Origin of the sequence: Nostoc sp. CCY0012 (genome assembly GCF_963920855.1) — a bacterium.
Lineage (GTDB): Bacteria > Cyanobacteriota > Cyanobacteriia > Cyanobacteriales > Nostocaceae > Cyanocohniella.
This window is the reverse complement of the sequence record NZ_CAWUDM010000026.1, coordinates 43,326-69,237: the sequence shown is the minus strand read 5'-3', so window position 1 is coordinate 69,237 and position 25,912 is coordinate 43,326. Positions and strand designations below refer to the sequence as shown.

Sequence of the window (25,912 nt, the reverse complement as noted above, 5' to 3'; positions counted from 1 at the left end):
GGGAGCAGGGGAGAGTAATTATATAAGTGCTTTGCCCTCAGTCCCCCATTCTCCCATCTCCTGTGTCTGGGTAGGAAACGCCATAGACCAAATCCAAGGCGATCGCCATGCTCACATTTTTCTGCTGTACGTCGTCCCAGAACATCGACGGCGGGGTATTGGTACAGCTTTGATGAAGTATGTAGAAAACTGGGCTACTCAAAGAGGCGATCGGCAAATCGGATTACAAGTTTTTCAGTCTAACCAAGGGGCGCTAAGTCTTTATCATCAGCTAGGCTATCAAACCCAATCCTTGTGGATGATCAAACCAATTTCCTCATAAAAACTCTTTCCCCACTCCCCACCTATCTTAAATGCATAAAAAGCATCCTCTAGCCTGTTAACTACAACAGTTGTCCTGCTGTTAACAGTCATTGATGGCAATGATAAAGTGTACAATAATTTAGCTGAGACCTATCAAGCTTTGACTTATTAGCACGGGGGATGATCTATAAATCCCAGTCGGGCATTTAAATGAAATATGTATGACGCAGAAGACCTAAGCCTACTCGATGCCGAGGAGGAGCTAGAAAGCCCCCTAGATAAAATGCAGCCACTAACTGCTGAGTCAGAAGTGGCCAAGCCCGATCCAGAATTGATGCTAGCCCTCCTCGAAAATTCCCAACCGCAGCAACGAATGCTAGCGGCACGTGCTTTTTGTGATATTGAAGATACACGGGCTACCCCCCATTTAATTCGCCTGTTAACTGATACCTGTCCCTTGGTGCGAGTCAGTGCAGCCTATGGTATTGGACGCAATCCCAGTCCAGAAGCAGTAGAACCGTTAATTACTCAACTTAACAAAGACTGGAATGGTTATGTACGTAAAGGTGTAGTTTGGGCTTTAGGAAACTGCCGCGATCGCCGTTCTTTAGCACCCCTCGCAGATGCCTTAAGAACTGACATTTCCGCAGTGCGTTTATGGTCTGCTAGTGCCTTAGCACAGATGGCAGATGTAGGTTATGAAGCTGTTGTTGGGGCAATACCACCGTTAATTGAAGCCTTAGTGCAAGACCCAGTAGCGGCTGTGCGGAGTAACTGCGCCTGGACAATCGGACAATTGTGCCGGGAACTACCCTCGAACATAGTCTATGCCACCGCCATCGATGCCCTGATTCAAGCCTTTGCCGAAGACCAAGATTTAGGAGTGAGGGAAGATGCCAAAGCCTCACTGTTAGGTGTAGGTGACCCCCGTGGGTTACAGCTAATTGAAACCCTAGAACAAGATGGATGGTTTTGAAGTACCCCACCGTATAGACGGATGGGGTTAAGCGCTGGAACGTGTCTCATTCGCCGTTGCCACGTTAGGATTAAACGGCTTTATTTTCAGGTACAGGTTTAACGACATTAAGTTCTAATGGTCGTTCAATATCATCTTCGCCTAAATATTCACCATTTTGAATTTCCAGAATCACCAATGGAATCTGTCCTGGGTTGTCCACCTTATGCAGAGTAGCTGCTGGGACAAAAGTTGATTCATTGCGATTCAGCAATATTTCCTTCTCCCCACAAGTCACTTTGGCTACACCAGAAACCACCACCCAATGTTCATTACGGTGATAATGGATTTGTGGCTTAATACCATGTCTAGGCTTGATTTCCACACGGCTAATTCTATAGCTTTCCCCTTCCTCTATCACTTCTACAGTACCCCAGTGTCGCTCCCCTGAATGCGAGGAAGATTCCTTGATGTTTGGCTGAATATTATTCTCATTCTGACTCATAAATACATTCCTAAAGTAGCTGGCTATTACTCTTCATCCGTAATTTAGCTCAAACCAGATAAAGCTAGGATGAAGAATACATTTGCAAGAGGTTAGGGATTAGAGATACCTTCAGATAGTGCTACAGTCCTTCTTCCTCAGCCCCCACAATCAAAAATAAATTCTTCTCAATCAACTCCCGCATCTGAGGCGTAACATTACTAGCATGATACAGACAATCTAGAAGTACCTTATTAGCATCCCAGTACGCCTGTATGTATTGCCACTCCTGTGGGCTAAATTGCCAATCATGACCAATTTGGCGAGTTTCTATGATCAACGATCGCAACTTTTCTACCCAAACTTTACCATTAGCCTGCCACCATATTTTCAGTGCTTCTCTCCCCTGAACTGGTGATGGTAGCTGTTCGTTGATGTCTTGCAGAGATTTTTGTAAAGATGGTTGGTCTACTAATAGATGCCTCAAATCAAGGGCTAAACTCAAAGCAGAAAACCTTGTAAAAAAAAGCTCCACACTTATAGATAAACTCACGGTAAGTGCATGAATCAAAGCTAAATCCAATGCTAAATCGATAGCGAGAGTACCAGCAAGTTGATGATCTAAAGCTATGGGTAAATCTTGATTACAGGCTAGAGGATGTTCTGGAGGCAAGGCAATAGTAAAGTAAAAAGCACGTACACTAGCTGAATGATAAGTCGTATTAACTATGGAAGATTTTTGGTATACCCAGTCCAAAAAATTGTGTAATTTGGCATTTTTAGTTGCTAAATTGTCAATTTTTTGCTTTATTATCCATAACAAATTATCTGCGGGTTGCAACATTTCTACACTCAATAAAAATACCTGCCGCCAACGTTTTTCACTAAAGTAATTGATAATTTCTGGGTGGTTTTGGCAATTGATGCTTGTAACAATCTCTCTAGCAGTAAAGTATTCGTGAAAAATTAAATGAGAAAAAGAATAAATTCCTCTGGCACTTTCAATTAATAGTCCATTTTGAGATGCAATTCCTTTTAATACTGCTGCACTTTCTAACTCTAAAACATCTGCATCAGTTGTCCCATTGGGCAGATGGCGTAGATAATTAGCGATGAGTTGTCGTATTTTAGTTTCAGATAGAAAATAATTTCCCTGAATAAAGGAAGCGGCTGCTATGTAACTGAGTAATTTAGTTTTATGCACCAACGAAAAATCTTGATAAATCTGGTTTCGTTTAATACCTCTGGCTTCATCCCATTGCACTAACAGGACATCTAAGGCTTTTTTACAAATTTCTGATAAATTAGCCGGAAAATCTTCTGCGGATTTAAAAATTAAGCAAATAAGATTTAGGAAAATTGGTATGGTAGCTAGTTGTAGAATTGGTAAATTTTTTGGCAATTTTAGCTTTTGCATCAACTTCATCGCTAAAATTGGGGCTTCTGCTACAGAATGGTTGGCAACTACCAAAAACCATTTTTCTGCAAAAGTAGCAATTTGTGATTCAGTAAAATCAGCAATTTCAATTTCAGTAAATTTTTGTAGGTTATAGTGCTGGGAAGATGTGCGGCAAGTAATAATTATTTGATTTTTATAATATTTGTCAGTAAATTTACGAATTTTATGAATAATGTTTTTGGCATCTGCGTCATTAATTTCATCTAACCCATCTAATAAAATTAAAGCTCTCCCAGAATACAAGACTCTAGCAATGTCTGCTTCAGCAAAGCCAAGAATCATGAAATATTCATACAGATAATTGAATAGGTTTATTTGATTTTGCCCTCGAATATCTTCATTAAAATCTTTTAAACTAAGAAAGATTGGTAAACAATCAGGACGAAAACATCCTTGAATACAACTAATAGCGATCGCTTGTAAAAATGTAGTTTTTCCTGAACCAGGCTTGCCCAGTAATATTAATTTTGTATATTTTGTAATTGCCTCGGTTCCTCTAATATATAGTTGCGGTGATTTAGTTAAGTCAAAGCCATCAAGTTTATGGGAATCTAGCTTTTGCAAATCAATAATTTCTAGCCATCTTTTACTCGGTATTTCTTCGAGAATATTAACGTCAATATAAAGGTGATTTAAGTCAATGGGACGGGCAATATCCAAAAGCTGCAAAGTACCGCACTGGGCCTGGATTTTGTCGTAGCTAGCAAATCGCAATTTTTGTACTAGGGCATCAACATCTAGGTTAATATCTGCTGATGTATGTAAAGAATTAGATTCGCCTACAATTAGCTCTTGGGCAATTTCTGAGGGTTCTAGCTCAAGGACAAAGCAAATATCATTGAACACATGGCGGTCTATGGGCTGGCCAGTAAAAAACTTCCAAATAGGCTGGCGAGTTTCTAAACTGACTTCAGCAGCTAAATATTCTTGTGTCCAGCCTTTGCGCTTAAAAGCCTGTTTAGCTTTTCTAATTCCTTCAACCGATGCTTGGAGCGATCGCTTTGCCATTTAACCACCAAACTTTTACTATGTAAAGTTCTACTTGTTTGCATACATTTTATACAACTTATACAAGTTATACGCTAACTTCAACGAAAACCCCAACATCAATTCAAACATCAGCCGTACATAATGGTATTCGAGTCAGCCAAATCTACATACCCAACTAGCTTGGGGCATTACCAAGAACAGCTATTGCATCTTGAGTAATGCCTCAGCTTTTATTTAACTGGCAAAGTATTAACAGGAACATGAGTTTGATGAATCTCTCGCCGACCCTTCTTCACGTCGTAGAGGGGCTTAAACCAATTCGCAAGTCGCAACACTTGCAGCTTGATAGAAGCCGGGGACTTAAACCCCTATATTTTGTTAAATACATTTAAACACTTTGAAGAGATGTTTCTAAAATTTGTTTAACTCACATCAAGACAAAGGTAATAGAAATCTATTTTTTAGCAGGAGATTGAGCTGGTGTAATATCTGATACGGGTAATATTTTTTGGTAAAGACTGTCATTACAAACCGATGTTTCTGGTGTACTACATGGAAGTATTACTGTAACGATAGTCTCCTTTTGCGGCTGACTTTTAATTTTCAATTGACCACCGTGTAATTCAGCTAACTGTTTAGCAATAATTAATCCTAATCCTGAACCTTGTTGTTCATGAAGTTTCCGCTCAAATTGTCTATAGGCTCCCAATTCAGCAATTTGCGCCGCGGTCATGCCTCGTCCATGATCAATAAACGATAGCATAAAAGTATTATTAACAGTTTTATTTGTAACCTGAACTTTTGTTCCTACTGGGGAAAATTTAAAGGCATTATCAATCAATTCTTCAATAATTTTGGAAATTTTTTGTGCAGATATATTAATATGACATGAATAAAACTCTATTTGTAAATCTTCTTCCCTGCCTGCCTTTTTCGCGCTTTCATGAATCAAGTTAGTTAATGTAGGTGTAGGAAACACAGTTACCTGACTTTGCAGTAATTTAATTCGCTCTGGATCTGTGGACACAATTTCTAGTTCTGCGTGGAGCAAAAAGTTTTGAATCAATCGAAATAAACGTTCACCTGATTGATAAATACATTCTGCCATTTCGCGGATTGCTTGTGAATCTAGCAATTCACTTTCTTCCATGAGAATTTGCGAAAATCCCAAAATACCATTTAACGGTGTTCGCATTTCATGAGGCAAAGATAAAGTAATACTACTCCGCAGATTATCTAATTTCTGTTGAGTTTGCTGATGAATAGTAATTTGTTTTTCTAGGCGACAAGAAATTGCCGCTAATAATTCTGCTCTTGTAAACGGTTTGATCAGATAATCATCTGCGCCTAACTCCATACCTTGGCGAAAATCAGTCTTATCAGATTTAGCTGTCAAAAAAAGGAAAGGAATTATTGCTGTAGTTGGGTTTTGACGTAATGCTTTCAGCACTCCAAAACCGTCTAGTTCCGGCATCATCACATCGCAGATAATCAAGTCAGGAATTTCTGTTTGTGCTAACTGCAAACCCAGTCCACCATCTTCGGCTTCAATTGCATTGAATTCTTCAGCATATAGCAAATCTAAAATGTTATGGCGCACGTTTATATCATCTTCAATAACTAATATTTTTTTCATATTTATTGAAAACAAGAATGATAAAAATCGATAGACTATATAATATAGTGTAATTTTATTCAATAATCAAGTTACGTATCAATGACTAACTACAAAATTATTAAATACCATTACTAAAAACATAAAAAAGAACCTTCAGATGGTTTTCATGTTTATTGCTTTATGCAAATAAGCGTTTATTATTCCACAGAAAATTTTCTAAATCTGCTGCTGACAAGGGACGGCTAAATAAAAGTCCTTGCATAGCATCACACTTATTTTGGCGTAAAAAATTTAGTTCAGCGTCTGTCTCTACACCTTCGGCAACGACTTGCATTTTCAAATTATGAGCCATTTCAATTAATGCCTTAGTGATTGCAGATTTTTGATAATCATCAGCAACGTTATGAATAAAATAACGGTCTATTTTTAACGTATTAATTGGTAGGTTTTTTAAATAAATTAAAGAAGAATAGCCTGTACCAAAATCATCAATAGCCACTCTGATACCCAAGGCTTGTAATGCATTCATTGTTGTAATCGCACTATTGGGATTTTGCATAATCATACTTTCTGTCAGTTCTAGTTCTAAATATTTTGGATTTACTTCATTTGTTTGGATAAAATCAATAATTTTTCGAGTAAATTCTGGACGATTAAATTCAACAACCGATACGTTGACAGCAATTCTTAAAGGGAAAACTCCCATATTTTGCCAAGACCTAATTTGTTTACAGACAGTTTGCAATACCCATTGATCAATAGCGACAATTAAACCTGTAGACTCTGCCAAGGGAATAAAATCTGCTGGAGAAACAGAACCTAATTCTGGACTATGCCAACGCAATAAACTTTCGGCTGCAATCATTTGTCCAGAAGCAATATCAATAATTGGTTGATAATAAACCTCAAATTCTTCAAATTTTTGCTGGTGAATGACTCGATTTAAGCTCATTTCTACCAACTGCATTTTTGGAGATAGTGTTTGAATTACAGTTTGAGTAGACAAATATTTTCTTAAAGTAGCTTGTCTTTCTAGGCGATTCATAATTGCACTTAACAGTTCAGCACGGGTGAATGGCTTAGTCAGATAATCATCTGCACCCATATCCATGCCTTGGCGAAAATCAGATTTGGCAGATTTAGCAGTCAAAAAAATAAACGGAATTGTAGCTGTTAAAGGTTCTTGACGCAGTGCTGTTAATACCCCATAACCGTCAATTTCTGGCATCATCATGTCGCACAGAATTAAGTCAGGCACATTAGATACAGCTAAATGTATGCCAATCTTGCCATTGGCCGCTGTAATTGTCTCAAAGTCTTCGGCTTCTAGTAAATCTAAAAGATTCTCGCGGACAGATTCTTCATCTTCAATGACTAAAATTTTGACCATTTTTAACCTCAGGCTTTATATTTCTACTTAACGGTAAAGTAACTGTAAATACCGTACCAACTCCCAGTTTACTCCTGACAGCGATTTTACCCTGGTGTAAATCTACACATTTTTTCACAATTGCCAGTCCTAATCCAGTGCCTAGAATGTTACCGACATTTCTGGCACGATGAAAAGTTTCAAATAAGTGTGGTATATCTTCTTCTGGAATGCCAATTCCTCGATCTTGAATTTTAAATACTGCGTGCTGATTCTGACAAGCGAGAGTAAACTTAATTGTGCTTTGATTCGGGGAATACTTGATGGCATTGGAAAGTAAGTTACTGAGAATATGCCCTAGCAATTTGTCATCCATGCAGCATGACATAAATTTATCCTGACTAGTAAAATAAATCGTGCATATATTGTTGTGATTGAGTTGCACTTCTTCCACTAAATGGCGGCAGTGTTCCACCAAATCGAATAATTTTGGTCTATACTCTAGTCTCCCCGCGTCAGCTTTGCCGATTACCAACACATCATTTAACATTTCTGTCATCCGCTTGACAGCAGTCTGAATGCGATGTAAATGAGTAAGTTGTTTTTCTTCTGTCCATTTATAGCGGTAATGTTCTAGTAATTCCGAGGAAGAAAGGATAGTACTTAATGGCGTGCGAAATTCGTGGGAAGTCATGGAGACAAAACGAGATTTAAGCTCATTAAGTTCCTTTTCTTTTTCTAGTGCTACTTTCAATTCTTCTTCTAATTCTTTGCGTTCTGTGATATCTGCCAAATAACCCACCAATTCTAAGGGATTACCTGTATCATCTCGCACTAGCTGTCCTTGATCGTATAGCCAACGATAAGTACCGTCTTTATGTAAAAATCGATACTCTAAAGTGTAATTTTCATTTTGTAATACTTGTGACAGTTCAGCCAACACAGATGGTAAGTCTTCGACGTGAATATGATTAATCCAAAAGCTAGATTCCCACATTTCCCATGCTGCATATCCTGTCATGGTCATGACATTTTCGCTGATGAAAATAATCCCAAAATTCCCAGAAGTCTTGGCAGTATAAATCACTGCTGGACTGGATGAAAGTAAATATTGTAACCTTTGTTGGCTGACAAGTAATGCTGTTTCTACCTGCTTCCGTTCAGTGATATTTGTTTGAATACCGATATAGTGAGTGAGTTTGCCACTCACATCATGAACAGGAGAAATATTTAACTCATTCCACAATAGACTGCCATCTTTACGATAGTTGCAAAGAGTAACTGTGCAGTCTCTACCTGCTTGCATAGCTGCATTGAGTTCTTGTAACCCTGGTTGATTAATATCAGCACTTTGGAAGGAACGAAAGTTTTGTCCAATGACTTCTGCGGCTGAGTAGCCAGTCATGCGCTCAAACGCAGGATTGACATAGATAATTGGCCCATTAGGAATACTAGCATCAGCAATAATAATGCCATTACTACTGGCTGCGATCGCTCGCTCCCGGAGTCGTAATCCTTCTTCATCTCGTTTCCGTTGAGTAATGTCTGTATGAATACAAACTGTACCCACAATTTTACCCGTAGCATCTTTGATGGCATCAGCACGTAGGTCAACGTTGACAATGCGACCACTAGATGCTTTAAAGGTCACCTCACCACGCCATGAATGACTACAATTAATCGTAGTCCGTATTTGTTCATATTCTGCTGGCTCCTGAAAAATTGCTACACATCCTCCAGCAGCCTGTAGTTCCTTTAAACTGTACTCATACAGATCGATAAAGGCTGGGTTAACGTAGACAACTGCACCTGTAATATCTCCAATCAAGATGGCATCACTGGTGCTTTCTATAGCTTTATGAAAGCGGAGTAATGATTCCTCGATTAATTTGCGTCTGGTAATATCAGTAGAAATACCCCCAATAGCATAAGGAACACCGTTAGCATCTTTTAAAGGAAATTTGATAGACAAGTAAGTGTGTAAACCATCCTCCATAGGCACCACTTCTTCTGTTTCGCTGGGAACACCATCTCTAATGACTTGGGAGTTATTGATCACAAACTTCTCAGCAAGATCATAGGGCCAAATATCATACAAAGTCTTGCCGATGATCTGGTCTTGAGGGACGTTTAATAGCTTTTCATACTGGCGATTAACCAGGAGATTTTTACCATGACTATCGACTAGATAAATCACCGCTGGAGAATTATCCAAAATCGCTTGTAGCCGTTGTTGTGTTTCTCGCAGAGCAACTTCTGTAAAAACACGATCATTAATATCTGTACTGGTACCAAACCAATTGACAATTTCACCTTGCGGATTACGCAAAGGTAATGCTCGGATCAAATGCCAGCGATAGGATTTGTCAATTCCTCTGCGCCAACGTAATTCAACTTCGTAAGGGTTACCCGTGGCTAGAGATTGTTGCCACAAGTTTGTACAATTTGACAAATCATCTGGGTGTACCCATTGCTGCCATTCCCAGCCCATAATTTGTTCAAAATTGCAGCCAAAGTAATCAAGAGTTGGCTGGTTCACATATTCAATATTGCCATGAGCATGGGCGATCCACACTTGTTGAGGGATGGATTCTGCCAAAAAGCGAAAGCGCTCTTCATTGATTTGGCGTTCCGCAATTTCTAATAATAGTTGCTGATTAATTTGAGTTAAAGCGATGGTTCGTTCAGCCACGCGCTTTTCTAGTTCTTGGTTAGCTTGACTAAGTGCGGCTTGTGCTTGTGCTTGTTTGATTTTGGTAATCGCTTGACAAATACTTGCAGGTGTTATCATCCCCACAAGTTGACCTTGCTCATCTATAACTGGCAAAATTTCCAATTGATGTTGATGTAACAGTGAAAATACTGTTTTTATCGGTGGTAATTCTGTAATTTTCAGTGTAATTACTGAAGTTTGCATAACTTCAGCGACCTGAGTTGTGTGAAAATTTATCCCTGAAGCTAACAGCCCCACCACATCTTTCTGTGTCAACCATCCCACTAACTGTGAACCTGTCACCACCAAAATACTGACGCTATGATTAGCCATCAGTGTTACTGCTTCTGACACCGATGTTGTTGGTTTAACCGTCAGTGGCGAAAAGTCAATAATCGACTTTAAACATCGTGGACAGAGAAGCTGAGGTAAAGCTTGCATAGAAGATTACAATTGCTACATCAAACAATAGTTATTTAAAGCAAGTTAGTTATTTCAGTATTTTCTAATATTTTTGATACAAATTAAATAATAATGTCTAAATTATAAATTCTGTGAATTTACCGTAAATTTTGTATGAAGAAATACTAATAATCGTAGGGAGTAGGGAGTAGGAATATTATGTTTGAACGCAACTTAGTTAGGACTTACGAACTCACTACGAAAATACGTGGTTGGTTATGTAAGTCCTGTTAGTATCAACGCAACTGCCGCCGTTCGCCGTAGCGCAGCAACCTTTCTATAGTTGCTAGGCGATTTTCCCAGGCTTTGACTTGATAGGGGTTATCTGTGGCTGGTTGGCGCATCCAGATGCGAAATTGAGATTGAAACCTAGTCAAAGTGGCTCTTGCTGCGATGAAATTACCGGCGGAAGGTGAAGCTGCTAGCTGATCTAAAGCTCTTTGTACAACTGCCATTTGCTGATTAAAATCAGAAATGGTAGCAGTAGGCAGTTGTAGTTGGTCGTTTTGCAAAACTAACTGCCATTCACTTTGTAAAGCTGTGTAACGAACAGCCGCTGTTTTAAAAGGCTGGCGGTGAGGAATAGGTTCATTAATGGTCGATGAAACCTGTCCTTGAGTGTTACTAAAAACTGTTTGTAGGTCGTTATTCAAATTTTCTGCGGCAAAGAGGGCATAACCACTAACTGGTAAATCTCTAATTAGTTGTAGTTGGTCAAATGCTCCCACCGTGGGCAAAGATAGCAAGCGAATACCTGGCAGCAACAAGGTAGCCCCTAATTTTGTCGAAGCTATCCAAGGTTGGGCTAAACGTTGGAAACTAGAGGTATCCTGAGCATAAGTCATGGGTACGATTAAGTCTATATCTCCTCGTCTTGCCCAAACTTCCCAATGCTGCTGGAGTTTTTGAATGCGTTCTATTTCTGGTAGAGGAAAGACCGCAACTGAAAGAATTAAATTTGGTTGTTTTTTTCGTAATTCCTGTGACACTTGGGTCACAAAGCTATCAATTTGCTGGGTGCGAAATGCTGTCCACTTTTGCCATAAATCCCGTTGACTGGGCGAAATATTTACAGGATCTACACCATGCAATTGCTGGAACTGCGCTCTGGCAGCTTTACCATAGCCATAAGTTCGACCTGCTGCCGGGTCTTGAAAGGGATTACGAATGTAATCTAGTTGAATACCGTCAACTTTGTAGCGAGTGACGATTTCTGCGTACAAATCGAGTAAATACTGCCGTAATTCTGGATTAGCTGGGTCGTAGAATGGTTTAGTTTGACCCACAGGAATTGTTTGCCCACGATGATCGTAATTTGCCCAATCAGGATTCTTGGCCAACACTGGGCCTGGGTAATTAGGACTAACATTGATCAATTCATTATGACGCTGGTTCCCAGCAGCGAATACCCAAACCCAAGCGTGTAACTCCATCCCTCGTTCATGGGCTAATTTTACTCCAGCCGCTAATGGGTCCCAACCGCGAATTAATGGGTTATTCTGGGGTGCAACTTGGCTGGGGTAAATCGTATAACCGGCGTTGACTGTTTCAAAAAAAACAGTGTTAATTCCCGACTGTGCTAGCTGATCAAAAATTTTAGCTAATTCTTTTTCGCCACCAGCCTTAACAATTGTCCCCCGATCTAACCACACGGCTCGAATTTCCGCTTGAGCTAATCTACGATTCACAGGGAACTGTTTCCACAAATTGGCTTTGGTAGCTAGCCACTGTTGACGTGCTAGAGCGTAATTTTTTTGGGCAATTAATAGAGGTATGTTTTGAGCCACTACCTTGGCTTGTGCTATGGCTTGTTCTCTACCAGGAATTAGGGTTCTCGTGGAAGCTAATTGTGCCTGTTCTCCTTTAAGAGACGAGCTACTAGTACTCACATCCCCGACTCTAGTAGCATGGGCAGATGCAGCTAAATAGGCACTTTCTACCCGACCAATTAAATTTTCTAGCTCTTGTTGCAGTGCGATCGCCTCATCGTTACTAATGGGTGCATTGGAGTTGGGGGTAATATCTAAGCGGACTGCTTGTTCTAGTTGGTCGATTTCGTCTACGGCTGCGGGGGATGGAGAGATGGGGGGATGAGGGGATGGGGAAGTAGTAGCTACTGATGTGGCACAGGTTGGGGATGCTCCTGCTATTTTTTGGCGGCCATTGGCTGGGGTTGATAGATGGTGAGTGATGGCAGCTTTGAGCCAGTTACTATCTAAATCTGCGGCTGAGGCTGTATTGGTTCCCCAGCGCCAACCTAAGAAGGTGGAACGCTCTGTAGTGACGACTGCGGCGGGATTATCTGGGGAATCCCAGACAGCGGTGGCTGGAGTAGCCACATCATTGGGAATCAACACACCGCCGTGTACTCTCCCAAAAAGTTCATTTTGGTTTACCCATTCTGGTTTTTTGGTTTTTGGGGCTTGTATCTGCTGTGTCTGGCTGAGGCTAAATCCCCAATAACTGCCTAAGAGCGATCGCAATAATTGACGCACTCCTGGTGCTGACAAACTACCTACAGGGCCACTAGCAATTAAGTTTCCGCCTTTGCTCATCCAATCTTCTAAGGCGATCGCTTGGGCTGGTGTTAATGTCTCGACGTTGGGCAAAAACAAGACCTGGCGATCGCCCCAATCAGCGGCACTTTTCACGTCAGCTATGGAAATGACGCAATAATTCATATTTATTGCTTGCAAACGTTTGGTGATTTCTGCCCATTGCTGCTTATTTTCTTGGCTTTGCACCACACTCAATACAGGCTCTGTTGTTGCTGCTTTTGCTGGCAAAATACCCAAATAATTACAAATTAAAAATTTAAAAATGAAGATGAAGAATCCAGTTTGTCTGATTTTATTATTACATTTATCTTGATTCTTCACTAATCACTCCCCATTTTTATCTAAAATGCCTTTGTTTTATTTATCATTCATTCCCTGCATAAATTACCTCCGAAAAATAACTGATATTTGCTAATTAAACCAGAACATTTTCCGCAATACAGTTGTTTATTAAACCCTCAACACCTTCTACGGGAATGATTTTGGTTTTTAACTTCTGAGCAACTTCAGCCACATTCATGTCATCTAAAAATAATAATTCACCATGTTTTAACATAACTTTTGGCAACAAAATTCCATCGCCTAAATCTTGCCCTTGGAGATTTAAAAGCAAATCATGCCCAGTAAGTAACCCGGTGACACTAATATTTTGTCCCCAGTAATCACTACACAAAGCCTGCATTTTTACTTCTAAACCCTCAACAGCATTTAAGCGTTGCACAATTGGTTGAAAGGCTGTTTCTACGGCATTACCTACTACCCAAGTTAATTTTTTTTGATGATAAAGCTTTGACGGTAATAATTCTGCGGCGGTAGATGCAAATTGCTTGATAAATAAACGAATGGAACCCACACCATTATCAATTTGCGGATATTCTTCATATTCCGACTCGCTGGGTAATTCCTCACCTGCAATTAAAAACCACTCATCGGCTAACCAAGCAAACCCGGAACCGAATTGTTGGCGAAATTCTTGAGAGAGTAATTTTACTTGGGAAATCACTTCTTGAGCTTTTTCCCTGGTAACAGGTGTGAGTTCGTCGTCTTCAGGGCGAAACCGCGTTAAACCAACTGGCACTACTGCCACTGATGCTACCGCAGGCACTTCGCCAGTATAAAAGGACGCTAAATCTCTGAGTGTTTGTTCCAGATGTTTGCCATCGTTGATACCTGGACATACAACTACTTGGGCATGAATTTGTAGTCTTCGCTCTTGGAACCATTGAATTTGTTGCAAGATTTGTCCAGCACGCTGGTTTTTCAAAAGTCTAATTCTAATTTCAGGTTCCGTAGCATGAACGGAGACAAATAAAGGAGACAAGCGCATTTGTTCAATCCGCCGCCATTCTTTTTCTGGCAAATTAGTCAAAGTTAAGTAGGAACCATACAAAAAGCTGAGACGATAATCATCGTCTTTTAAGTACAAGCTAGAACGCTTCCCTGGCGGCTGTTGATCAATAAAGCAAAACGGACAGCGGTTATTACACTGAATTAACCCATCAAATAAAGCTGTGGCAAATTCTAGCCCCAAGTCTTCGTCGTAGTCTTTTTCAATTTCCACGTGATGGGTTTTGCCCATTGCGTCTAAAACTTCTAGTTCTAGAACCTCATCAGCACACAAAAATTGATAATCAATTAAATCACGGGGATTGGTGCCATTAATAGCCACAATGGCATCCCCCGGTTCAAAGCCAATTTCTGCGGCGATGGAATCAGGTAATACTTTGGTGATTTGGGCAGGATGGATGGTAGACATGATGTGTGTGAGAGGTGGGGTGATGAAAAAGCAGGGGGCAGGGAGGCAAGGGGGCGAGGGGGCAGGGGAGCTATGGCCCACAATTCCACTCGGCTTTAAACCTGATCTTTTGGTAAAAGGGGGGAGTGATTTTTCCCAATGACGACAGGACTATTAACTATTGTTGATTAATCCCGCACCGATGGCACCCAAGATGGCTACACCAAATACTAGGCGATACAAAATAAATACCAAGGTGCTTTGGGTTTTGAGGAATTGTATCAATCCGGCGATCGCTATATAGGAAAATATCCCAGAGGAAATTGTACCGACGATCATCGGTACTATACCTATATTGCCTACACCTACTTGAATAAAATCTTTTAACTCGACTAAGCCAGCTAGGGTGATGGCGGGGATTCCTAGCAAAAAAGAAAATCTCGCCGCTGTTTCCCGTTCTAAGCTCATAAATAGTCCGCTGGTAATTGTGGAACCTGAACGAGATACGCCGGGGATTAATGCCAAAGATTGAGCTAAACCCATTAATAGCCCGTCTTTCATGGTCAAATGTTGAAAGTCACGTTGCCGTTTACCGAATTTTTCTGCCAATCCTAATAATATCGACATAACTATAGAGGCAATGGCGATGGCTGCCATGCTTCTCAGAGGTGAATTATCATAATCTGGAATAAATCTTTTAATTAAAAGTCCAAAGAAAACTATAGGCACTGTTCCTAAGGTAATTCCTAGAAATAAGCGGAAATCATGGCTTTGGTAATCTTTGACAGCGATGGCTTTGGTTGCTCCTTTGATGATTTGTGTCATGTCATCCCAGAAAAACCACAACACAGCCACAATGCTACCAAGCTGAATAATGGCGGTAAAAGCTACCCCAGGATCGCCCCAACCCAAAGCCACGGGTAGAACCTTTAAATGTGCTGAACTGCTAATGGGCAGAAATTCAGTCATTCCTTGGACAAAGCCTAAAAACAGAGCTTGCAATATCTGCATTTGTGGCTGTGTCTCATCTAAGGCTGGGTTGGGTTGATTACTCAAAACTTTAAGAGGAAATGCGACAATTGAGAATAAGGCAGATGCTGCACTTAAAAGTATGAACCATTGACGTTTTAATCGAGTCATTGAATTTACCTGCGATCGCTGTTATTACAACCAATTACACAAACAGTTTTTTTTACCACCTTCCAGGAAAATAACCCAAAAAGCATAGGGACTAGGGACTTAGGTGCAACTAACAAAAATACTTCTACCCTACGGCACATCTACGACGGTAAGGGTAGCAATTTTGCGCCAGTTCCTTGATGCCGGAGAAACAAGCCCTTTCCTCCTGTGTGGAAGGAGCGGAACATGAGTGTCCCGGTTTCCCCCCTGCTCCCTGCCCCCCTGCCCCTTTTCCTCTTAGTGGCACTTTCGTGCAACATACAATCTAGGCAGAATACTGGTAAAATATAAATACCCAGGGGGGGGATTTTTTTAGTGTGATATCTTAAATAAGATAAAGTTTAGTAACAAATATTAAAAACTTTGATTAATAATACATTGTCCTCTTACACCACTGTCACTACCCCTATAAATACTGATTTACATGCAACTGATACACCACAGAAAAGTATCAATGAGTGGGAATCCACACTCGCGTTAACTCCCTCCCTGCCTGTATCTAAGGCTGCAAGACAAGCTTGGCTATTATTTGCAGCAGCAGTATTTTTGGTATCGGTGCCAGTATTTGTGGAAGCGCCATTAGTGCGATCGCTACCAGTTCTGAGTATCGCAATTACAGGATTTTGGGTGTGGCTAAGTTTTAAGTTAATGTCACATCCTGTAACTTATTTGTGGGGAGATTTACTCTTAGGCTTTAGCTGGAGTTGGCTAGCAGGAGCAATTTACTGGGGCTGGTTGCGTTGGGAACCTATGTGGCATTTACCTGTAGAGTCCATCGGACTACCGTTTGCTTGTTGGTGTCTGGCGAAGAATTGGGGCAAAGTTGGTAACTGCTTTTATTTAGGTTCTTTACTAGGTACAGCCCTGACAGATGTGTATTTTTATTTAGTAGACTTAATGCCTTATTGGCGGCAAATTATGCAGGTTGAACCTGCTAGTGTGTCACCTATTTTACAAACTGCTGTCATCCAAGTACAAACACCTTGGGGACAAGCTTGGGCAGTAATTCTTGCCATAGGGCTGTTAACAGCCGGGACTTTACCTTTGTTGACTAGAAAAAAACACTGGTATGCTTTTAGTGGAGCAGTCCTAAGTACAATTTTGGTAGATAGCTTATTTTTGATCGCGGCGATCGCAGCCTAAAGATTTGCTCATTTCAGGCATAATCTCAGCTAAAAGTATAAATATGGCGTCTTTGACATTAACCCAGTTTTAGAGAAAAATTTTGCCCAAGAAATAACTTTTTGTAAAAAAAAGGTCAAACCCAGTAGCAGCAAATATTACGGGTATTGATACGCTGTATATTAGTTTCTGATGACCACTGTGTGTTGATAAAGCTATCAGCTATTAACCCAAGCATTTAAGGATCAAGGATATAGATGCATTTAAAGCATCTTTCCTCAGGCTAGGATGAAATAAGCTCCCAGATTGATCGGTGTGCTTTACTTCATAGGTCTGGATTCAGCTTACAGTTGACAGCTTTTGGCTTAAAGCCGTTATTTTTTGTTTGTTGGAAAGAGGTAGAAAAATCGTGAAAAGATTGGTGCGTTTATTAACAGTGTTTAGTGTGTTGCTTGGTTGCTGGGGATGGCTGGGAATAAATCAGACAGCCACTGCTGCCAATATCAACAGTGTTGCTTTGCCCCAGGTTCCAGTCCTGGCAATTTCCCGGCAGAATAAAGCAGATGCTAAGTTAGGTACAGAATTTGGTAAAAAGCTTGACTTGAATAATACCAACGTCAGAGCTTTTCAACAGTATCCAGGGCTGTATCCCACCCTAGCGAAGAAAATCATCAAGAACGCTCCTTACGAAAAGGTTGAGGATATCCTAGAACTTCCTGGATTGAGCGATCGCCAAAAACAACTTCTGCAAGCTAACTTAGACAACTTTGCCGTTACCGAATTTGAATCTGTCTTCAACGAAGGAGACGATCGCTTTAATAACGGTATCTACAGATAACTAAAAAGGCACAAGGGGACAAGGGGACAAGGGGACAAGGGGCAAGATGTTAGCTTAGAACAAAAATCTATTTTTCTCGTCCCACCATCTCCCCACCTCCCCATCTCCCCACCTCCCTCACCTCCCTCACCTCCCCACCTCCCCACCTTCCCCATTCTCTAACCTTGTCTCAAACAGATATTCCCCGCAAATTTGATGTCTTAGTAGTCGGTGCCGGTGCCGCTGGATTGTATACTGCGCTTTGTTTACCAGAAGACTTGCAAGTAGGCTTAATTACCAAAGAAACAGTTTCTCTGTCTGCCAGTGATTGGGCCCAAGGTGGCATTGCCGCAGCAGTCGCCCCGGAAGATTCTCCGGCATTACACATTGAGGATACTTTGCAGGCAGGTGCAGGATTATGCGATCGCGCAGCAGTGGAATTTCTTGCCCAAGAAGCCCCTAAATGTATTCAATCATTGGTTAACTTGGGAGTGGCTTTTGACCGTCACGATCAAGTTTTAGCTTTAACTTTAGAAGCCGCCCATTCCCGCCATCGCGTACTTCACGCTGCCGATACCACAGGGAGGGAAGTCACAACTACCCTGACTGCCCAAGTATTACGCCGTCAAAATATTCAAGTCATTCAGCAAGCTTTGGCTTTGAATCTGTGGTTAGAACCTAAAACTGGCAGATGTCAGGGAATTAGCCTGTTTTATCAAGGTGAAATTAGCTGGATCAGGGCTGGTGCTGTAATTTTAGCAACAGGTGGCGGTGGCCAAGTATTTGCCCAAACTACTAACCCAGCTGTGAGTACAGGTGACGGCGTAGCGATCGCCGCACGGGCTGGTGCTATTCTCCGGGATTTAGAATTTGTGCAATTCCATCCCACCGCCTTGACTAAATCGGGTGCAGATCACTTTTTAATTAGTGAAGCTGTACGTGGTGAGGGGGCGCACCTGGTGGATAACGAAGGGCGGCGTTTCGCTTTTGATTACCATCCATCTGGCGAACTAGCACCCAGAGATGTAGTCAGTAGAGCAATTTTTAGTCATCTGCAACATACCGCCATCGATCCAGCTACTGCCCATGTCTGGCTGGATATGCGCCCTATTCCCCCTGAAAAAATTCGCCATCGCTTTCCCAATATCATTAAAGTTTGTCAACATTGGGGGATTGATGTTTTCAATGAACCAATTCCTGTGGCCCCTGCGGCTCATTACTGGATGGGTGGAATTGTCGCTGATCTGATGAATCGCACAAATATTCCTGGTTTGTACGCCGTGGGCGAAACTGCTAGTACTGGTGTACATGGAGCTAATCGCTTGGCTAGTAACTCGTTGCTGGAATGTATTGTGTTTGGGGCCCAAATGGCTAATATTGATTTGGCAGATGTGCCTATAGCAGAACCAGAGCCAATGCTCTCATTACGCCAACTGAACGTTGATATTGATGAATGGCCCACCCAACAAGCACAACTAGCAGCAATTAGGAAAAAATTACCCCGTCTGGTGTGGCAAAGTGCCGGAATTTGTCGAGAACAGTCAAGTTTAGAAGCTGCGATCGCTACGGTAGAATCTTGGCAAGCAGATTTTGCTGCTTTGCCTTTGAGTCAATTTTTGCTGACTTTACAACCCAATGAAGCCGTTAGGTTCAATATCCCAGATGTAGAACGGCAATTGCGTCTTTGGGCAGAAACCCGCAATTTACTAGATGTAGCCTATTTAATTCTCAAAAGTGCGGCTTTTAGAACTGAAAGTCGGGGCGGACATTACCGTATAGATTACCCTCTCCCAGATCCTAATTGGCAAGTACACACCCTGGTACAAAAATGCCAATGGCAAAAGTCTGTAAACTAAAACAATTAAAACAATATCTTCGCCAGTTTTAGGCAAAGGCTACAAGCTGACATCCTGATACGTTACACAGTCAGCCTTTAGTGCCTGATATTTTAGTCGAGCAAATAACTGCACTTGGTACCGCTTCTTTCATGACGGAAACACAAGGAATAAATACGCTTTCACAAATCTTCTTTAACTGACAACTTTGTATTCATCTATCAACGAGTACCGCTACCATGCTGACTGTCAGGCCCACCGTAATTGGGTGGAACATATATATCCTTTATCCCCTCAGAAGACATTCTAAGAGTGCTTAATTGACTGCTACCACTGGAGTTTAGCTCATCAAATGTCACAATGTTCCTGTTTCCCGTAGCATCAGCAATTGTGGGGAGTATCAGATAAGCACTGAGGCAAAATACCATAAAGCTCGTGATTTTCAAGTTGCTTCTCATAATTATTGGTGAATTCCATGCACTTTGGTTACATTCTGTGTTTTCTGTTATCTACAGCAGATTGATTGATTGTTTCGGAAAAATTAAATCTTAATTAAATTTTTTGTGTGAATTGATAACTACTGTACCGAAAATAGACGGTAGTAGCTTGTGTCTTAAGGCAGAGATTCTTCAGAGAAATAGCTAAAAAATGGTTGCTAGCATCAGTCTGAGGTTAGATATACCTATTAAATTACCACAAAAGAATTATAAAAACCAGAAAAATTTAATAAAATATTAAGTCAATTGCGTAAAAATACCCTTTCAAAGACTTGACAAAAATACAGAAATAATATTTTTTTACAAAAAATTAGTTGATATGACTTAACTTCAGACAATAAAACAGCAAAAACATCTGTTTTTGCTGAAAAATTTATCTATAAGGCTTAAACTTTTGTTGAGTTTTTTTAAGCTAATCTACTTAAGTACATTTAATTTGCAGTATTTAAGTGATCTGACCTGCATCATGAAGAAATGGGCGGTTGACAAATTTGCTAATTCATGATTCATGATATCTAAGCAAATTCATAACGGTTTTTACCCAAGTGCTTGGCACGATACATAGCAGCATCGGCTTGTCTGATCATTGCCTCAGTATCTTGGCTATTAATTGGGTAAATACTAATACCTATACTGGCAGAAACCCGCGTAGTATATCCTTCTAAAACAATTGGCTCAGTAATGCTAGCTAAAATCTTTTCCGCAACTTTAGCAGCCACTTGTTCGTTAGGAATTGCCCGTAAAATAACAGTAAATTCATCGCCACCCAATCGGGAAACAGTATCGCTACCCCGTAAAGAGTTGCTGAGTCGTTGGGCGATAGATACTAGCAGGCGATCGCCTATATCGTGACCCAAGGTATCATTAATTTGTTTAAATCCGTCTAAGTCAATAAATAATAGTCCTAATAACAGATTGTTACTTTGGGCCCAAAGTAATGATTCGTGAAGTTGTTCGGCAAAAAACTTCCGATTAGATAAACCTGTCAGGGGATCATGATAAGCCAGATAACGTAAGTGGTCTTCTTTGAGCTTGAGTTCATTATTGGTGCGGAATAACTCAGCTGCGGTACGTTTGAGTTGTTCTTCCATTAACTTCCGCTGTGTAATATCTCGAATAACGCCCACTAAAAAGAAATTACCAGCCGCGTCTTTGTGGAGCGATCGCTTCGTGGAGATTAAATGAGTATTACCCGTAGCATCAGTAAATTCTTCTTCGTTTTCCTTCGGTCGCTGAGTCTGAAAAACGAGTTTGTCTTGTTGGCGAAACACATTTGCTTCGTTCAGCGGAAAAAAGTCATAGTCTGACTTTTCAATCAACATCGTATCAGGATAACCGATTAGTTGACAATAGGCCTCATTTAATACAATCCATTGATGTTGTTCATTTTTGACGAAAATGGGGTCAGCAATTGTATTAATCACTTGCTGTAAAAATTCTTTGGAGCGTTTTAGCTCTTCCTGCATATAGGCAATGTGAGAGGTAATCCAAATAGCTGAACCGCCAAATGTCATTAATGCTGGAATCAGTGGTATCCACCAACCGAATAAAAAAGCTAGATATGTAAATATGATTAGCCCCAAACAAGATAAAAAAGTACTGATGATGCTTTTAGTGGGAAATCGGATTCGCCAAGTGGTCACAGATCCCACATAAGACCAGGTAAAAATCCATAAGTATTCCCAGGGTTTAGGCCAGACTTTGAGTAACGGCCGATCTTCTAGCGCGGCGGAGATTAATTCACTGATAAAATACGCTTGCAACTCTACACCAGCAATCGGCTTGGCAGTACCCATTAACCTACTTGAATGTGGTACAAATACAAAATCCTGGAGACTAGAAGCAGTAGAACCAATGAGTACGACGCGATCGCGGATAAATTCTGCTGAAACTTTTTTATCCAGGACATCGCTCATACTTACTTGATGGTAACCACACAATACGGGATCTGTGCTGTGACAACCTGGTTTGGGAAAGTTAGATAAAATTTGATAGCCCCTAGCATCAGCTCCCACATAAGCACCATCATTTGACCGAAAACGAGTAAATACCGCCTTACCCAACTGTAAATACTCAGATTTATTATCTGCTTTTTGGGGAGTAATGCCTTTTGACTCTAAATATAATAAAGCCAGCTTTAAGGCAAAACTTTCGTGTAGCTGTTGATCAACATGCCAATATAACAAGCTGCGACGGACTTTGCCATCAGGGTCATATAATACATTATTAAAACCCACTTGCTCCCGACTCATGTCTGGTGGCGGTAAAACATTGGCGGTTTTATCATGTCCCAACAATTCAATGCCAATCAAGTTTGGTATTGACTTATAAGCATTCACTAATTGCTCATAACCAGGATTTACTGCTAAATTTCGGTAGAGATCTAAACCGATAGCACGGGGTTGATGGACTTGTAATTTTTGTAATAAATCAGCAATCACACCATCGGGAATTGGCCAGGAACCTATTTTATTTAAAGAAACTTCATCAATGGCAACAATTGTGATCCGAGCATCAGGTGATTCATTTGGCCGTAAACGGAAAAATTGATCTAATGCAGCTAACTCCAAAGATTGCAATAATCCGGTGGAGCGCAAAAACAAAATACAGACTGCAATGCTAGAAGCAGTGATTAACTCTCTATGTCCTCTACCAAGCATCTGTTTCAGTCCCCTCACGAACTTCACAAGACGCTTGCCTAGCTGCTTACTCATTCCCATTACCTAGTGGGGAAAATATTTTTTATTTTTTTAGCTATCAACTAGCTAGCAAATATAACTCATGCAAGACCTAGATTTATTTTTTAAGAATCTTTTCAATTTAATTAGGTTCCTCCAAAAAAGTCTAGGTAACTTCAATAGATCACCAGTGACGATGATTAGACATCTCAATGAAAAGCTATCGGGAACTTTTGTGCTTATTAGGATAAGACAAGTTCAGTATAAATATAACTGCTCTTATTTAAATGAAGTATATCTTGAGTAATACTCGTACTCGCTACCCTGCCAAGAATAGTCACTCTTGAAAGAAACCACGCCACTTGACGCCAGTCCGCATCCTGCGGGAAGCCGCCCAGAGGGCGTCTACAAGTCGGGAAACCCGTCCACATTACCTTTAATTTATGACAAGCTTTGGCTACACAAAAAAGGCTGCATAAGCAGCCTGTAGATGTTGTATGAGCCTTAACCTTTTTAGGTAAATTATCTAAAATACCTAAAGTTTCTAGGACCTGTATAACCGGAAACTTTTGCCAGTTCATCGAGGTTTTGGACTCCGCTGTAGCTTTGACCGTTAATAATCCAAGTGGGGAAACCTGTAATATTTGCTGCTTTACAAACTTCTGGTTGCCCTTGGGGGCTATCAGCAGCGCACTCTATCATCACTTCTTTTTCTTTGAGAATCTCGTAAGCTTCTTGACCAAAAAGTAGTTTCTGTTCGTGACAATGAGGACACCAATAGGCAACATATTCCTTAGCATCTATCGTTGACAGGTGCCGTGCTAATTCAATTTCTGCCTCACCAGAGGTGGTGGTCATTTCCCAACCAAAGGCTGGATTAGGTTGTTTTTGGGGAGTAAAGGTGATTCTTTGTGCTTGTCCAGGAGTGGCGTCTCCAGTTACGCCTGATTGATTGACACCAGCGTAGACACCTAATGTACCAATCAGGGTTACCATCCCCACAATAATTGCAGTAAAGAAAATTTGTCCGATGTCTTCCCAAGAGCGACCGAGAAGGGTCAGCGTTAAAAGACTCAGAGAGAACAAAGCTGAAGCAATACAGTAATAACAGATGGCTGAAATTTGAAATGCCAGTACCCACATTAAATAGCCACTGAAAACCGACATGGCGATCGCTCCTACCAAAAGTAGCCACCAAGTCAAGTTTTCCAGTTGTTTACTGCTATTGTTATCCCCCGGTTTCCACACCAAAGGGACGAGTGCCAAAATTACCATACTCGTGTATGCCAAAAACCCAAATAAAGCTAATGGCTGACCTAAAACCGTAGCCCAAGGACTGGAAAGCACATCATTACAGCCCCTAGCACCTGCTTGGGCTACACAAGCGGCAGAACCTCCGGTTAACTTTTGAATGGTGAGATAACCCGTAGTTAAGGCACCAAGACCAGCGATCGCGGCAATCAATGGACGCGACCATTTATGAATCCAAGGAGTAGAACGGCGGCGAATCATAAACTGCTATTCGTCTAAAGGGAGTGGGCAGTGGGGAGTGGGGAATGGGGAGATCACAAATATCAGAAGTAAAGATAATGGTACTAGTTCCCAGTCTTCCCCCTACTCACTACTCCCTACTCCCTACTCCCTAATAATTACGAATGTATTTTCACTGGCGGAGAAATAGACTTACTCTCACCTAGAGAATTCCAATTACGGTGAGCAGCTTCTACAAATTGACTGACGCGAATTGGGTCAATTGGTTGCTCAATGCGTCCGTGGCGTTTGAGGGAACTGGAAACAATTACACCATTTGCTGCCTGCATCAGTGTAGCAATATTTTCCCAATTGGCTCCACTACCGATAAATACTGGAGTCTCATTGGCTGCACCACATGCTAGTTCTAAATCTTCTAAGCTAGGAGGACTACCAGTAGCCCAGCCCGACAAGATGACGGCATCTGCCAAACCTCTTTCAATTGTGTCTTTGACGGCAACTGTGAGATTGGGAGAACTTAAAGGACGAGCGTGCTTCACCAAGACATCAGCTAAAATTTTGACATCACAGCCTAATTCCCGCCGATAACGCAGTAATTGATGCGCGTCTCCTTCAATTAATCCTTGGTCGGTGGCCATGACTCCTGTCAGCACGTTGACACGAATGAATTGCGCTTGCACACAGCTGGCGATCGCCATTGCACTTTTGGCATCATTCCGTAAAACATTTAAGCCTATAGGCAATGTCACCAAATTCTGTATTCGTTGTACCACAACGGTCATGGCACTCACAACTGCTGGATCGACTTGATTTTTGGTAAACGGCGCGTCGAAAAAGTTCTCCACAATAATGCCGTCTACCCCGCCACTAGCTAGGGCGGCTGCTTCTTGTTCGGCACGGTTAATCACTGCTTTGAGATTGCCTCCCCAACGGGGCGAGGTCGGCAGTGGCAGCAGGTGAACCACGCCAATAATTGGTGTTCGAGTTTTAAATAGCTGATATAAGTCCACTTCTTTAATCCGCTTTGCGGGGTCTAGAGTCCACCAGTCTAGAGTCTAGAATTTGTTTGACTATTGACTATTGAACGCCAGTCACCTCAAGTCTGAGAACCTGCCTATGGCACTGAATCCTCTTGACTTTTAACTAACTAGTCAAATCTGTTGTAAGCTGGTTGTTCTACTACCTCTTCCCTGGGATGGAATTTGGTGTAAAACCTCTCATAAGATATGTTAAGATAAAACCTGACTAGAAGAGGAGTTTGCCACTCACAAGACGCAAGGCAGCTTCCCGCGGTTCTAGGCACCCCGCCAGCGCATTGTCGTCGGCTTGCCTCAGCATCAGGGTAGCATTACTGCTTTATTAGGCGTAGTCGCGAGCGCGATTTCCCTGAGGGTAGCGACTTCTCACAACCAGCCCTTTGGGCGGCTTCCCGACGGGTAAATTAACAACGCACACGCTGCGGTAATGTAAAATACCAAAACAGGCGATTGATTTGTTAAAAAACATTAAAAGTGTCGAATGTACCCAAAGACACTCCATTTTACCCTGGGAAATAGACTAAATAGTAGAAATATCATAGCATGACCGGAAATTATCGAGGTCACAAGTCCGCAGGCAGTTGCTGACAGTGGAAAGCTGTTATTTAAA

At 41.2% G+C, this 25,912-nt stretch carries 16 protein-coding genes; 5 read left to right on the top strand and 11 right to left on the bottom strand.

What is annotated here, in order from left to right; all coding sequences use genetic code 11:
* Together ACM0OS_RS09990 and ACM0OS_RS09985 are read left to right on the top strand one after the other, a co-directional pair.
* A partial coding sequence (locus ACM0OS_RS09990) for a GNAT family N-acetyltransferase (protein ID WP_414543029.1) occupies positions 1–322 on the top strand: 322 nt, incomplete at its 5' end.
* Between the two features lie 198 nt (positions 323–520).
* Positions 521–1,279 (top strand): HEAT repeat domain-containing protein, encoded by a 759-nt coding sequence (locus ACM0OS_RS09985; RefSeq protein ID WP_414543028.1) that lies wholly within the window; start codon positions 521–523, stop codon positions 1,277–1,279.
* A 70-nt stretch (positions 1,280–1,349) separates the two neighbouring features.
* Here ACM0OS_RS09985 and ACM0OS_RS09980 read toward each other — a convergent pair whose 3' ends face one another.
* From ACM0OS_RS09980 to ACM0OS_RS09945, 8 genes are all read right to left on the bottom strand, one after another.
* Entirely contained in the window at positions 1,350–1,763 is a 414-nt protein-coding gene (locus ACM0OS_RS09980; protein ID WP_414543027.1) for a phosphomannose isomerase type II C-terminal cupin domain, read from the bottom strand.
* A 121-nt stretch (positions 1,764–1,884) separates the two neighbouring features.
* Entirely contained in the window at positions 1,885–4,209 is a 2,325-nt protein-coding gene (locus tag ACM0OS_RS09975) for an NACHT domain-containing protein (protein WP_414543026.1), read from the bottom strand.
* Between the two features lie 436 nt (positions 4,210–4,645).
* Positions 4,646–5,827 carry a response regulator gene (locus tag ACM0OS_RS09970; RefSeq protein WP_414543025.1) on the bottom strand — a complete coding sequence of 394 codons (1,182 nt, stop codon included), beginning with the start codon at positions 5,825–5,827 and terminating at the stop codon, positions 4,646–4,648.
* Positions 5,828–5,987: 160 nt separating this feature from the next.
* Positions 5,988–7,199: an EAL domain-containing protein gene (locus ACM0OS_RS09965; RefSeq protein ID WP_414543024.1), complete on the bottom strand. Its 1,212-nt coding sequence runs from the start codon at positions 7,197–7,199 to the stop codon at positions 5,988–5,990.
* Complete coding sequence (locus ACM0OS_RS09960; protein WP_414543023.1) at positions 7,177–10,332, bottom strand: PAS domain S-box protein; 3,156 nt, start codon at positions 10,330–10,332, stop codon at positions 7,177–7,179. The genes ACM0OS_RS09965 and ACM0OS_RS09960 overlap by 23 nt, the downstream gene beginning before the upstream one ends.
* A 257-nt stretch (positions 10,333–10,589) precedes the next feature.
* A complete protein-coding gene (locus ACM0OS_RS09955) occupies positions 10,590–13,232 on the bottom strand; it encodes a glycoside hydrolase family 10 protein (protein ID WP_414543022.1) in 2,643 nt (880 codons plus the stop codon).
* 94 nt (positions 13,233–13,326) lie between these two features.
* Positions 13,327–14,667 carry a TIGR03279 family radical SAM protein gene (locus ACM0OS_RS09950; RefSeq protein ID WP_414543021.1) on the bottom strand — a complete coding sequence of 447 codons (1,341 nt, stop codon included), beginning with the start codon at positions 14,665–14,667 and terminating at the stop codon, positions 13,327–13,329.
* Positions 14,668–14,820: 153 nt separating this feature from the next.
* Positions 14,821–15,786 carry an undecaprenyl-diphosphate phosphatase gene (locus ACM0OS_RS09945; RefSeq protein WP_414543020.1) on the bottom strand — a complete coding sequence of 322 codons (966 nt, stop codon included), beginning with the start codon at positions 15,784–15,786 and terminating at the stop codon, positions 14,821–14,823.
* Positions 15,787–16,188: 402 nt separating this feature from the next.
* On the opposite strand from ACM0OS_RS09945, the gene ACM0OS_RS09940 reads away from it, so the two are divergent.
* The 3 genes from ACM0OS_RS09940 (at position 16,189) to nadB (ending at position 19,620) form a co-directional block, all read left to right on the top strand.
* Positions 16,189–16,968 carry a DUF3120 domain-containing protein gene (locus ACM0OS_RS09940; protein ID WP_414543019.1) on the top strand — a complete coding sequence of 260 codons (780 nt, stop codon included), beginning with the start codon at positions 16,189–16,191 and terminating at the stop codon, positions 16,966–16,968.
* A 388-nt stretch (positions 16,969–17,356) separates the two neighbouring features.
* The gene (gene psbU, locus ACM0OS_RS09935) at positions 17,357–17,785 is read left to right on the top strand and encodes a photosystem II complex extrinsic protein PsbU (RefSeq protein WP_414543018.1); all 429 of its coding nucleotides are present in this window, start codon (positions 17,357–17,359) and stop codon (positions 17,783–17,785) included.
* A 164-nt stretch (positions 17,786–17,949) separates the two neighbouring features.
* Positions 17,950–19,620 carry an L-aspartate oxidase gene (gene nadB, locus ACM0OS_RS09930; protein WP_414543017.1) on the top strand — a complete coding sequence of 557 codons (1,671 nt, stop codon included), beginning with the start codon at positions 17,950–17,952 and terminating at the stop codon, positions 19,618–19,620.
* Positions 19,621–20,611: 991 nt separating this feature from the next.
* Here nadB and ACM0OS_RS09925 read toward each other — a convergent pair.
* The 3 genes from ACM0OS_RS09925 to btpA all read right to left on the bottom strand — a co-directional run bounded on the left by ACM0OS_RS09925 (position 20,612) and on the right by btpA (position 25,275).
* Positions 20,612–22,810 (bottom strand): CHASE2 domain-containing protein, encoded by a 2,199-nt coding sequence (locus tag ACM0OS_RS09925; protein ID WP_414543016.1) that lies wholly within the window; start codon positions 22,808–22,810, stop codon positions 20,612–20,614.
* Between the two features lie 486 nt (positions 22,811–23,296).
* Positions 23,297–24,286 (bottom strand): vitamin K epoxide reductase family protein, encoded by a 990-nt coding sequence (locus ACM0OS_RS09920; RefSeq protein WP_414543015.1) that lies wholly within the window; start codon positions 24,284–24,286, stop codon positions 23,297–23,299.
* 137 nt (positions 24,287–24,423) lie between these two features.
* Complete coding sequence (btpA, locus tag ACM0OS_RS09915; protein WP_414543014.1) at positions 24,424–25,275, bottom strand: photosystem I biogenesis protein BtpA; 852 nt, start codon at positions 25,273–25,275, stop codon at positions 24,424–24,426.
* Positions 25,276–25,912: the final 637 nt, after the last annotated feature.